General features: G+C 70.5%; 8 protein-coding genes and 1 pseudogene. 3 read left to right on the top strand and 6 right to left on the bottom strand.

Features of this window, described 5'->3' with window-relative positions:
- The first annotated feature begins 148 nt into the window (after positions 1-148).
- Positions 149-1,693 carry a hypothetical protein gene (locus AB0F61_RS14080; protein ID WP_357808611.1) on the top strand — a complete coding sequence of 515 codons (1,545 nt, stop codon included), beginning with the start codon at positions 149-151 and terminating at the stop codon, positions 1,691-1,693.
- Positions 1,694-1,801: 108 nt separating this feature from the next.
- Here AB0F61_RS14080 and rplI read toward each other — a convergent pair whose 3' ends face one another.
- From rplI to rpsF, 4 genes are all read right to left on the bottom strand, one after another.
- The gene (rplI, locus tag AB0F61_RS14075; RefSeq protein ID WP_357808608.1) at positions 1,802-2,248 is read right to left on the bottom strand and encodes a 50S ribosomal protein L9; all 447 of its coding nucleotides are present in this window, start codon (positions 2,246-2,248) and stop codon (positions 1,802-1,804) included.
- Positions 2,249-2,262: 14 nt separating this feature from the next.
- Positions 2,263-2,544 (bottom strand): 30S ribosomal protein S18, encoded by a 282-nt coding sequence (rpsR, locus tag AB0F61_RS14070; protein WP_051723758.1) that lies wholly within the window; start codon positions 2,542-2,544, stop codon positions 2,263-2,265.
- A complete protein-coding gene (locus AB0F61_RS14065; RefSeq protein ID WP_357808605.1) occupies positions 2,544-3,083 on the bottom strand; it encodes a single-stranded DNA-binding protein in 540 nt (179 codons plus the stop codon). Before AB0F61_RS14065 ends, rpsR begins: the two co-directional genes overlap by 1 nt.
- 80 nt (positions 3,084-3,163) lie before the next feature.
- Positions 3,164-3,454: a 30S ribosomal protein S6 gene (rpsF, locus tag AB0F61_RS14060; RefSeq protein ID WP_036391391.1), complete on the bottom strand. Its 291-nt coding sequence runs from the start codon at positions 3,452-3,454 to the stop codon at positions 3,164-3,166.
- A gap of 637 nt (positions 3,455-4,091) precedes the next feature.
- Between rpsF and AB0F61_RS14055 the strand changes: the two genes are divergently transcribed.
- Both AB0F61_RS14055 and AB0F61_RS14050 read left to right on the top strand, forming a co-directional pair.
- Positions 4,092-4,883, top strand: coding sequence for a deoxyribonuclease IV (locus AB0F61_RS14055; protein ID WP_357808602.1), 792 nt, complete (start codon positions 4,092-4,094; stop codon positions 4,881-4,883).
- Positions 4,880-7,306: a hypothetical protein gene (locus AB0F61_RS14050; protein WP_357808599.1), complete on the top strand. Its 2,427-nt coding sequence runs from the start codon at positions 4,880-4,882 to the stop codon at positions 7,304-7,306. The genes AB0F61_RS14055 and AB0F61_RS14050 overlap by 4 nt, the downstream gene beginning before the upstream one ends.
- A 15-nt stretch (positions 7,307-7,321) precedes the next feature.
- Here the strand turns inward: AB0F61_RS14050 and AB0F61_RS14045 are convergent, their stop codons facing one another.
- Entirely contained in the window at positions 7,322-8,830 is a 1,509-nt protein-coding gene (locus AB0F61_RS14045; protein WP_357808596.1) for a glycosyltransferase 87 family protein, read from the bottom strand.
- Between the two features lie 128 nt (positions 8,831-8,958).
- A pseudogene (locus AB0F61_RS14040) lies at positions 8,959-11,517 on the bottom strand (transglycosylase domain-containing protein); the annotation flags it as partial.
- Between the last annotated feature and the right edge of the window lie 164 nt (positions 11,518-11,681).

The raw sequence follows: 11,681 nt of genomic DNA, 5'->3' as shown, positions 1-11,681 counted from the left end.
TCTTTGACCTGCGGAAACATGCTCCCCAGCCTGTGGAGGAGAATATTTCGGTCGGGCCTGTGACACGATCGTCCCGTACTATCTCCAGCGAACGGCTACACCTGGACAGCGGATTCCGCTTTCGGTTCAGAAGGGTCACACTCCGGCCGTGAGTTACCGGGACTGGGGACGCGGGGATGACAGCCCGCGCGAGCGCCAGCCGACCGCCTCGTGGGGTGAGCGCGCGGCGTCTCTTCCGGTTGATCCGTACGACGAGGACGGTCGTTACCGCACGTCCAGCCGCCGGCGCGCACTGGACCGCGGCCAGGACGAGCCTGTCGACGCCTATCTGCCCCGGTGGGCGCTGGAGTCGGGCGTTCGGCACGCTGACGGCGGTGGTCGCCACGCGGCACCGGACGAGGACGAGGCCGAACGCGAGCCCGAACGGCCGATTTCCGGTGCCGGCCGGCGGTCCATCGAGTCGGCGGGCAGCCGGCGGCGGGGCAGCGAGACGAGTTGGCGGGAGCAGGCGGCGATCAGCGCGGCCCCCGAGTCGGACCACACCCGGGAGTGGACGCTCGACCGTCCGCAGGAGCAGGGGTACGCCGGCCGCCGACGTGCGGACACCGGGGAGGACGAGCCGGTTTCCGGCGCTGTCCCGGACCGCCGTCCCCGCCGCGCGCCCGCTGGCCGTCCGCAGGTGATCTGGTCGGGCGGGGATCTGGAGTCGGCTCCGAGCGAGCCGGTGCCGGGTCCGGACGTGAGCCGTCCCACCCGGCGTAGCCGCCGTGCGGCGGAGGAGTCGTGGTCCCGGCCGGCGGCCGATCCGTGGGCACGTGGGTCGGATCGGGTGGCCGAGCCCGAACCGTCGTATCCGCCCGCGGTGGACCCCTGGGACGCCTCGGGGGTGCACGCGTGGCCGCCGGGGCCCGGTGCCGACGGCACGGATCTGAGCGAGCAGTGGTCGGCGGTGGAGAGCGTTGGTGGCTGGGAGCGGTCTGACCGCACCGGTCAGTGGGAGCGGTCGGCGATCGAGGACGACCAGTGGGACCGTACGCTGCCGCCGCGCTCCGACCGGGCTGCGCCGGCGGAGGGTTGGCCGGTCCGGGACGACGGTTTCTGGTCCGGCACCCGGCTGGCCGGTGACGACCCCAGATGGACGGATCCGCTGCCGTCTGCGCCCCGCTCGCCGGTGGTGGGCTACACGGCTCCGAGGCCGCGCAGCGCGGCTGTGCCACCTGTGGGTGCGCCACGGCGTCGGGCGGACCGGCCGGCGGCCGGGGCGGCGTCGGTGCGGCGGCGGGTCGAGTCGGCGGCCACGGGTGCCTGGGCTCGTCGTCTGGAGGACGATCTGCTCGACCCGGATCCGGGTGGCCCCTTCCGGCCGTTGCTGTACACGGCGGCCTGTTACCTGACGCCGGCGGTGCTGATCTTCGTGTGGCTGTTGACGCTGGACAGTCAGGCGCCGGCTGGGTGTGTGACCGACATCAGCGGGGGTGGGTGCGACTCACCTCGGTCCCGCGCGTTGGAGTCGCTGCTCGCCGGCGCGCCGCGCTTCGGGTTGGCGCTGGTGAGCAGTCTGGTGGTGGCGGCGCTGCTGCGTCGGGTGGGCACGACGTGGCGTTCGGCGACCATCGCGCTCGCCGCCGCGGTGGTGGGCGGCGGCCTGTCCACGGTGCTGATCAGCGCGGTGACCGGTCAACCGATCGGGTGACCGGCCGCGGGCCGGGCCCGGGTGCGGCGCCTGAGCGGGCTGTGACGACGTACGCACGAGGGCCCGCACCGATTGCTCGGCGCGGGCCCTCGTGGTGGTGTTGCGACGTCAGCCCTGAAGGACGTTCAGGTTGAACGACGCGGTCACGTCGGGGTGAAGCTTGATCTTCACCGGGTAGCTGCCGGTCGACTTGATGTGACCGGGCACCTCCAGCCGACGCCGGTCGAGGACCGGGCCGCTGGCCGCCTTGACGGCGTCGACGATCTCGGCCGGAGTGACCGAGCCGAAGAGCCGTCCGCCGTCGCCGGCGCGGACCTTCAGGTTGACCTTGAGACCCTCGAGCTGAGCCTTGACCTCGTTGGCGTGGTCGAGGTCGCGGATCTCGCGAGCCCCACGGGCCCGCTTGATGACCGTGACCTGCTTTTCCGCGCCCTTGGTCCAGGCGATCGCGAAGCCCTGCGGCAGCAGGTAGTTACGGCCGTAGCCGTCCTTGACCTCGACGACGTCGCCCGGGGCACCGAGGCCGGACACTTCCTGAGTCAGGATGATCTTCATATCGGTGCCTCCTTTCAGCGGGTGGTGGCCGTGTACGGCAGGAGCGCCATCTCACGGGCGTTCTTGACCGCACGGGCGATCTGCCGCTGCTGCTGCGAGGTAACGCCGGTCACCCGACGAGCGCGGATCTTGCCGCGATCGGAGATGAACTTGCGCAGCAGCGCGGTGTCCTTGTAATCGATGTAGGCGATCCCGTCCTTGTCGAGCGGGTTCACCTTCTTCTTGGGCTTGCGCAGTGCCGCAGCCTTGGCCGTTGCACGTGCTCCTGGTTTGCGATCGCGAGCGCTAGGCGCCATTAGAACGGTGGCTCCTCGTCAAAATTGGCGCCCGAACCGGCACGCGCGGGAGAGGGAGAAGGAGCAGCCGAAGCCCAGGGGTCGTCGAAGTTGCCTCCGCCGCCACCCTGACCGCCACCGCCACCGCCACCGAAGCCGCCGCCACTGCCGCCGGAGCGGGACATCTTCTGCACCTTCGCCGTGGCGTAGCGCAGCGACGGGCCGATCTCGTCGACCTCAAGCTCGATGACTGTGCGCTTCTCACCCTCGCGGGTCTCGTACGACCGCTGACGCAGCCGGCCCGACACGATCACCCGAGCGCCACGCTGCAGCGACTCGGCGACGTGCTCGGCGGCCTGCCGCCACACGGTGCATGCGAGGAACAGCGGCTCGCCGTCCTTCCATTCGTTCGACGCCTTGTCCATGAAACGGGGCGTCGAAGCGACTCGGAACTTGGCGACCGCAGCCCCGGAGGGGGTGAACCGCAACTCGGGGTCATCGGTCAGATTGCCGATGACCGTGATGGTGGTGTCTCCTGCCATGACCATCTCCTCGCGCACTCAGCGTCTCGTCGTACAGGCTCGCAGAGCCGTACGACAGAGTCGCGGAGGCTGATCCGGACGAACCGGGGTTGGATGCTCTAGCGCATTTCCGGTCGGATGACCTTGGTGCGCAGCACGGACTCGTTGAGCCGGAGCTGACGGTCCAGCTCGGCCACCGCAGCAGGCGTGGCCTGCAGGTCGATGACGGCGTAGATGCCTTCGGCCTTTTTGTTGATCTCGTACGCGAGGCGCCGACGGCCCCACACGTCGGTCTTCTCAACCGAGCCACCCGCGGTCCGAATCACGTTCAGGTACGTGTCGAGCGACGGTGCGACGGTGCGCTCCTCGAGGCTGGAGTCGAGGATGACCATTAGTTCGTAGTGACGCAAGACGTGCTCACCTCCTGTGGGCTAAGCGGCCACGGTCCTTCCGTGGCAGGAGGTCTTGTGTCGCTGCCCGCACGCGCCGAGGGGACCCGGCCGGACGCGGACAACCTGACCAGGATACCCGGTCCGAACGATCATGCCCGGGGCGGTCGGGTCAGCACCCGGACACGCTGACGGGGGTCCACCACCCGACCGTGCACCGATCGGTGGTGGACCCCCGTCCAACGAGGCCGCAGGGCGTCCCGTCCGCATTCCTTGGGTGGGACCTGGGGAGGAACGACCACACCGATGAGGTTGGACTGGAGACGCCCCGCGGAGCTTTATCGTGTTGTTATCTGACGATACAACAGCACTCGTACCTTGTCAGGGGAAAAAGCCCAAATTTCCGAGATTCTTCGTCGGTCAGAGCCCGCCGGACGAAGGGCCGCCCCCGCCGCGCCGGGCCGCGCGGCGGGGGCAACCTCGCTCTCGACCGTCGACCCCGATCGTCGTACGCGGCGCTCGCACCGCCGGTCGACCGGGCAGTGGTCGCCGGTTCAATCCCATCAACGAGCGTCGGTCCGAGCGGTGACGTGAACGGCGAGCGACACCGCCCCGACCGTCGCGGCGGCAGTCAGGGTCGCGACGTAGGCTCGCTCGCATGCGTATCGGAGCCCACGTCGATTCGACCGACCCGCTGGCGGAGGCGGCCGCCCGGTCCGCCGACACCGTGCAGTTCTTCCTCTCCGACCCCCAGGGGTGGAAGGCGCCCAAGCCCCGGGAAGACGCCGAGCGGCTGCGCGCGGCCGAGGTCGACCTCTACGTGCACGCGCCGTACGTCATCAACGTGGCGACCCTCAACAACCGCATCCGGATTCCGAGCCGGAAGCTGCTGCTCGGGCACGCCAATGCCGCCGCCGCCATCGGCGCGAAGGGCGTGATCGTCCACGGCGGGCACGTCAACGCCGGGGACGACCTGGCCGTCGGCTTCGACAACTGGCGCAAGACCTTCGCGTACGCCGCCGACTCCGGCGGCTTCGGCGTGCCCGTCCTGATCGAGAACACCGCCGGGGGCGACAACGCGTGCGCCCGACGACTGGACGCGCTCGCCCGACTCTGGGACGCCATCGGCGACCACGAGGTCGGCTTCTGCCTGGACACCTGCCACGCGTACGCGGGCGGCGAGGAGCTGCTCGGGCTCGTCGACCGGGTCAAGGCGATCACCGGACGGATCGACCTGGTCCACGCCAACAACTCCAAGGGCGCGTTCAACTCCGGGCAGGACCGGCACGACAACCTGGGCGGCGGAACGATCGACCCGGAACTGGTGGTGGCGGTGATCCGGGCGGCCGGGGCGCCGGTGGTCGTCGAGACACCGGGAGGTGTGGCCGGTCAGGCCACCGACATCGACTTCCTCCGTGAGCAGCTCGGGACGGAGAGCCGGCAAGCATGACGACCGGACAACCCGGGACCGGTAAGGCCGGGCCCGCCCCCGCCGGCCCGGATGCCGAGAACCGACCCACCACCGCGACCCCGACCCGGCCGGCCGGCACCTCCGACACCGGCAAGGCGCCCGTCTCCGCCAAGGCTGCGACGACCGCGGAGAGCTCCGGGCAACACCCGCGATCGACCGACGGTACGAGGCCCGGAGTGGCGACGAACGGTAGGCCCACGGGTGCCGGCGCCACCACCGGTGACGACGAACCCGGTCCCGCGACGGACGACGCCGCCAAAGCCAACGGTACGGCCAAAACCAGCGACGCGGCCAAAGCCAGCGGTACGGCCCGGGATGCCACCGGCACGGGCGCACCGAAGCGCGGCTGGACCAACCGCCTGACCAGCCGCCTGACCAAGCGCGGCAAAGCGGCCGAGGGGGACAGCGCCGACGCCGGTGCCGTCAAGGTCGGTGACCCGACCAAGGACGGTGACCCCGTCAAGGACGGCAGCCCGACCAAGGACGGCGACACGACCAAGGACGGCAGCCCGACCAAGGACAGCGACACCAAGGACGACGCGGCCAAGGTCGATGCTCCGGCCAAGGGCGGGAAGGCGGGCCGGGCGAACGGTCAGGCGCCGACCGATGGCGAGACGAAGCCGGCTGAGCCGGACCGTTGGGAGGCGTTCGCTTCCGCTCCCGAACCGAAGCCGTCCATCGTCAGCCGGGCCAGCCGCGCCGTCGGCCGATTCCTGATCCACGAGTGGACCCTGGCCGCCCTCGGCGCGCTGGCGCTGGCCGTGCTGATGACCTGGCCGACGCTGCGCTACCCGCGCTACACACTTCCGCAGGACTACTGGGATCCGAGCCTGCAGGCCTGGCAGATGGCCTGGTCGGGGCACATCCTGCTGACCGACCCGGCGCACCTGTGGCAGTCCAACACGTTCTTCCCCGAGCTGTGGAGCTTCGCCTTCTCCGACACACTGCTCGGGTACGCCCCGGCGGGGATGCTGGGCAGCGGCCCCGAGGACGCGATCCTCCGTTACAACATCATGTTCGTGCTGGCGCACGCCCTCGCCACGTTCGGGGCGTACGCCCTGGCTCGACAGCTCGGCGCCGGCCGGATCGGTGCCGCCGTCGCCGGTGTCACCTACACCTACGCGCCGTGGTTGCTGTCCCAGGCCGGGCACCTGCACGTGCTCTCCAACGGCGGGATTCCGCTGGCGCTGGCGATGTTGGCGCGCGGGCACGGTTGGTCACTGCGGCACGGTTACCGACCCGAGCGCCGGCACGACGGTTGGGTCTACGGCGGCTGGCTGGTGGCGGCCTGGCAGCTCAGCCTCGGCTTCGGCATCGGGCTGCCGTTCGCGTACTTCCTGGGCGGGGCGGTGCTGGTCGCCGTCGTCCTCTTCTTCGTGCGGCGGCTGCGCACCCGCCGGGCCGTGCCCTTCGGTCGCCGGTTGTTCGTCGCCAACGTGCTCGGCGGGGTGTTGTTCGCCGGCGTGGGTCTGCTGATGGCGTTTCCGTTCTTCCGGGTCACCGAGCTGCACCCGTACGCCGAGCGCACCATCGAGGACGTCAGCATCTTCTCGCCGCCGGCGTCGGGTTTCGTGACGGCGCCCGCCGAGTCGTGGATCTGGGGTGGGCTGCACGAGGGGGCCCGCGCGGCGCTGCCGTGGCACCCGGAGATGACCCTGTTGCCGGGCTACGTGCTCTACGCGCTCGCCCTGGGAGGGCTGTTCTTCTCGGCCTGGCGGCTGCGGCACCGACTGCTGCTGCTGGCCGGCGTGCTGGTGACGATGGCCTTCGCGATGGGCACCCGTTTCTTCGACGGCACGTTCACCTACGTGCCGCTCTTCGAGCACGTGCCGGGCTGGAGCGCTCTGCGTACCCCCGGTCGGTTGATGTTGTGGACCACGTTGCTGCTGGGCCTGCTCGCGGCGGGAGCGGTCACCGCGCTCACCGACCGGGTCCGTGAGCTGACCGCGCAGCGGATCCCGTCGTGGCCGGGTCCGTGGCTGCGGATGGCCACGCTGCTGCCGCTGCTGCTGGTGACAGTCGAGGGCCTGAACAGCACCCCGCACCCGGTGGTGCCGACCCAGCCGGCCGCGCTGCGGGCGGCCGAGGGGCCCCTGCTGGTGCTGCCGAGCAGCCAGAACCTGGACCAGCACGTGATGCTCTGGTCGACAAGCGGGTTCCCCGATGTGGTCAACGGCGGCAGCGGCTTCACCCCACGTCAACTTGACGACGTCCGTCGGGTGAGCCAGTCGTTCCCCAGCCAGACGAGCGTCGACTACCTGCGCACGCTCGGCGTCCGGACGGTGGTGCTGCTCCGCGACCAGGTGCCCGGCACGCCGTGGGAGATCACCATCGACCAGCCTGTCGAGTCGCTCGGCATCACCCGCCAGGAGGTCGGGAACGCCGTCGTCTACCGGCTCTGACCCGGGTCTGCGGGATCACGGGGTGGGGGCGGGCTCGGGTTCGGGTTCGGTTGTCGTCGCTCGGCGGCGCCAGCGGTCCAGCCACGGCGCGTCCGGTGCCCCGTCGAACACGCCGCCGTCCGGGTCGTCCGGATAGGTGGCCCGCACCGCGTCCCGCTCGGGGTGCAGGATCTCCTGGATGACCAGCACGCAGAGCACCACCACTGTGGTCAGCCGCAACGTCGAGGCCAGCACGAACACCCCCTCCGGGAAGACCGGGCGGCTGGTCGCCGCGCCGAGCAGTTCACCGTAGAAGGCGACGAAGTAGCAGACCTCGGCGATCTGCCAGGCGAGGAAGGCTCCCCACTTCGGTCGGGCCAGCACCACAAGCGGCAGGAGCCACAGCACGAACTGCTGCGACCAGACCTTGCTGAAGATGAGGAACGCCGCGACCACCAGGAAGGCGAGCTGACCCAGCCGCGGTCGGCGCGGTGCCCGCAGCGCCAGCACGCCCACCCCGAGGCAGGCCAGCCCGAACAGCGCGTACGAGAGGGTGTTGAGGGTGGGGATGTTGGCGTTCAGCCACTCGAACGGGCCCTGCTGGGTGGGGTCGTTGCCGACCTTGCCGTCCAGGTAGCGCCCGATGTACCAGAGGGTGCCCCAGTCGATCGGCCGGGTGGTGTTCAGCTCGAAGAACCGGTTCCAGTTGTCCGGGTAGGCCCGTGCGGCGGGCAGGTTGACGAGCACCACGGCGGCGACCGCCGTACCGACGGCGGTGAGGGCGGCGCGGACCCGGCCGGCCCGCAGTCCGAGGACGAGGATCGGCCCGAGCAGGAACAGCGGCCACAGCTTCGCCGCGCCGGCCAGCCCGAGCAGTACGCCGGCGACCGCGGGTCGTTTTCGGGCCCAGGCCAGCAGGCCGAAGGCGGCCAGCCCGATGGCCAGCAGGTCCCAGTTGACGGTGGCGGTGAGCACAAGCGCCGGAGCGAGTGCGAACAACGCGGCGTCCCAGGGTCGTCGGCGGCGCAGTGCCAGGATCACCGCCACCGTGGCCAGTGCGAGCGCGCCCAGCACGAGCGCGTTGAGGTTGTAGAACCACTGGCCCTGGTTGATGCTCGGGTCGCCGTCACCGACGGCGTGCACCGGCAGGCCCAGCGCGCCCATGAAGTAGCCGGTCAGCACCGGGTACTCGACCGGGTGGTCGCGGTAGGGCACCTTGCCCTCGTTGAGCCCCTCGGCGTAGTACAGGGCGAGGACGTCGGTGTAGCAGAACCGGTTGTACTGCACGTTGTTCTGCCAGGCGCCGTCCTGGCAGGGCGACTTCTGCACCCAGTGCAGCGCGAGAGTGAGGCAGGCCAGGGCCAGCACGATCCGGACGGCGGTCCAGAAGCGCCGCTCCTGGCCGGCCGGCCGGTCCAGCGCGGTCGCGTGGTCGCCCAGCGGGCCGCCGATGGCGCCGGAGAGGCCGCGGACGAACCCGTCGGACCGGGACGGGTGGTCGGTGGTTCCGGCGTCGTCGATGCCGGGCGTCGACTGGGTGCTCATGAGAAGGCATCCTGCCGTATGACCGGGGTGGTCGTCCCGTCCCGACGCGGAGAGATCTGGGTACGGAAACGCCGCCGCCGGCCGGACAGATTGTCCGGCCGGCGGCGGCGTTCGTGCGGAGCTGGGGGTCAGTACCGGTTGGGCAGCAGTCCGCCACCACCACCGCCGCCTGGCCCACCAGGCCCACCAGGACCGCCAGGCCCACCAGGCCCGCCGGGATTGCCTCCCGGGTTACCACCAGGGTTACCGCCGGGGACCGTGCAGAACGGGTCGGTCAGGGGGTCGCAGCCCGGTTGCCCCGGGAGACCGGGCAGGCCCGGAATGGTCGGCGGCGGCGGCTCCTTGCCGTTGCCCTTCGTGACATCACCCTCGCCGGTGGGGTTGGGCAGGGGGATCTCCTCCTGGCCCTTCAGGGCGGCGTTCATGAACTTCTCCCAGATCGGGCCGGGAAGGTTCGAGCCGCCGACGTCCTTGCCGCCGGTGAGCCGGATCTCCGGCTTGTTGATGTCCCGGCTGCCCACCCACACCGCGGTGGCGATCTGCGGGGTGTAGCCGACCGTCCAGGCGTGCGAGTTGTCCTCGTCGTTGTACTCCCAGGTGCCGGTCTTGGCGGCGGCCTGGCGGCCGTCTTCGAGGGAGATGTTGTTGGGGCGCGGGATCTGCTTCAGGACGCCGGTGACCTCGTCAGTGATCTTCTTGGGGATCCGCTGCTCCGGCTTGATGCGCTCGCTGCCGACCACCTTCCACTTGCCGGTGTCCTTGTCCTGCTGCTCCACCTTGACGACGAAGTGGGCCTTGATGTACTTGCCGTCGTTGGCGAACGTGGCCATGGCGTTGGCGTGGTCGAACACGGTGATCGGGTACTTGCCGAAACCGGTGTAGTTGTCGAACGGGTTCGGCCCCTTCTTCGACAGGTCGAAGGCCTGCGGCGGGTCGACGCCCCACATGGTGGTCACGCCGGCCTTGTGGGCCATCTCGACGACCTTGTCGGCGCCGATCGTGTCGGCGACCCAGTAGAAGGGCACGTTGTACGACTGGATCGTCGACTCTTCGAGGGTGCAGTACTTGCCGCACTTGAGGTTGGTGCGGTTGGCGTTGCCGATCGTGTCCTTGGAGCCCTTGGGCTTGTACGGCGTGGGATCCCAGTGCGACTTGACCGAGATGCCCGCCTCGATCGCGGCGGCCAGGGTGTACACCTTCATCGACGAGCCCGGCTGGTGCCCACCGACCAGGTCGCCGTTCTTGTTGGTGTTCTTGCCGGCGTAGTCGAAGTCGGCGCCGCTGTCACCGCCGTAGTAGGCGAGCACGCGACCCTTCGACGGGTCGATCGAGACCACCGCGGCCATCAGGTTCTTCGGCTGCTCGTAGAGCAACGAACCCTTCTTCGACTGCATCGCCGTGTTCTCGGCGGCGGTCTGCAGCTTCGGGTCGATGGTGGTGGTGATCCGGTAGCCGTCGTCCCGCAGCGCGTCCACGCAGCTCTTCTTGCCCTCCGCGCCGCTCTCGGAGCAGAGGCCCATCGCGTCCATCTCTTCGCGGACGTAGTTGATGACGTTGCCTCGCGGGCTGTCGACACCGAACCCGTTCCCGCCCTTCTTGGGCGCCAGCACCTTCGGGTACTCCGTCGGCGAGGCGGGCTGCCCGGGGGCGTCGACCCAGCCTTCCTTCTTCATGCCGCCAATCACGTAGTCCCACCGTGCCTTGGCGTCCGGGAGGTTGATCGCGGGGTCGAACCCCTTGTGGGTCTCGCTCGGCTGCGGCTGCTTGATGACCGCCGCGAGCACCGCACCCTCGCCCACGGACAGGTCCTTCGCCGGCTTGCCGAAGTAGGTCTGTGCGGCGGCCTCGATGCCGTAGGCACCGCGTCCGAAGTAGATGACGTTGAGGTAGTGCTGCATGATCTCCGGCTTGCTGTACGCGTCGTTCAGCTTGGAGGCGAGGATGGCCTCCTTCACCTTCCGGCCGTACGTGTCGTCCTGGAGATTCTCGAACGCGTTGCGGGCGTACTGCTGGGTGATGGTCGAGGCGCCCTGCTTGTCACCACCGGAGATGTTGTTCCATCCGGCCCGGACGATGCCCTTGTAGTCGACGCCGGAGTGCCGGTAGAAGTTGCGGTCCTCGGCTGCCGCCACCGCGTGCTGCACATGCTCCGGGATCTGGTTGATGGTGACGAAGGTGCGGTTCTCGCTGCCCAGCTTGGCCAACGGGGTCTTGCCGTCCTTGGCGTACACAGTGGTGGACAGCGGCAGCGGCAACTCGTCGGGCATGACCACGTTCGTCGAGTAGTAGGTGAACCCGACCACGCCGACACCGGCCAGCATGATGAAGACCGCGACCCCGGCGATCAGCAGGTTCATCCGCTTGCGCTTCTTCGACCGCGCCGCACCCGCGCCGCCCGCGCCACGACCGCCCCGCCCCGGGCCGTTGGGCCCACCTGGACCGCCCGGCCCACCAGGGCCACCGGAGACCGGGGAGACGCTCGCTCGGGCGACCGCGGCCCGGCCACCCACCGACGCGGAGCCGACGCTGGCTCGACCCGCCGAGGCGGCACCGACCGAGGCGGCGCCGACCACGGCCCGACCTGCCGGTGCGCCGGGTGCCGGGGAGACGGGCACCGAGGCCCGCCCGGCGCCGGCGCGGCCGGCTGCCACACCGGGTGCCGGCGACACCGGCACGGAGGCGCGTCCTGTTCGACCCGGGGCCGCCGAGCCCACCGAGGCGGCTCCGGCCGCCGCGGCCCCCCCCGGGGGCCCCGCGGCCGCGCCCCCCCCCCAGGCCCCCCCCCCCCCAGCGCAGTGGCCCCCCCCCCGGCCCCCCCCGCCCGTCGGCCCACCCCCCCCCGGTGTTGCGG

The sequence above is a fragment of the Micromonospora sp. NPDC023888 genome, assembly GCF_040639415.1.
Classification (GTDB): domain Bacteria; phylum Actinomycetota; class Actinomycetes; order Mycobacteriales; family Micromonosporaceae; genus Micromonospora.
Note: the sequence above shows the minus strand (reverse complement) of the source record. Positions and strands in the feature narration are given on the sequence as shown.

What these genes read in the sequence shown, in the direction of transcription:
- AB0F61_RS14045 (WP_357808596.1), bottom strand. Translation starts at nt 8,830, where the DNA reads ATGAGCACCCAGTCGACGCCCGGCATCGACGACGCCGGAACCACCGAC.
- rpsR (WP_051723758.1), bottom strand. Translation starts at nt 2,544, where the DNA reads ATGGCGCCTAGCGCTCGCGATCGCAAACCAGGAGCACGTGCAACGGCC.
- rplI (WP_357808608.1), bottom strand. Translation starts at nt 2,248, where the DNA reads ATGAAGATCATCCTGACTCAGGAAGTGTCCGGCCTCGGTGCCCCGGGC.
- AB0F61_RS14055 (WP_357808602.1), top strand. Translation starts at nt 4,092, where the DNA reads ATGCGTATCGGAGCCCACGTCGATTCGACCGACCCGCTGGCGGAGGCG.
- AB0F61_RS14050 (WP_357808599.1), top strand. Translation starts at nt 4,880, where the DNA reads ATGACGACCGGACAACCCGGGACCGGTAAGGCCGGGCCCGCCCCCGCC.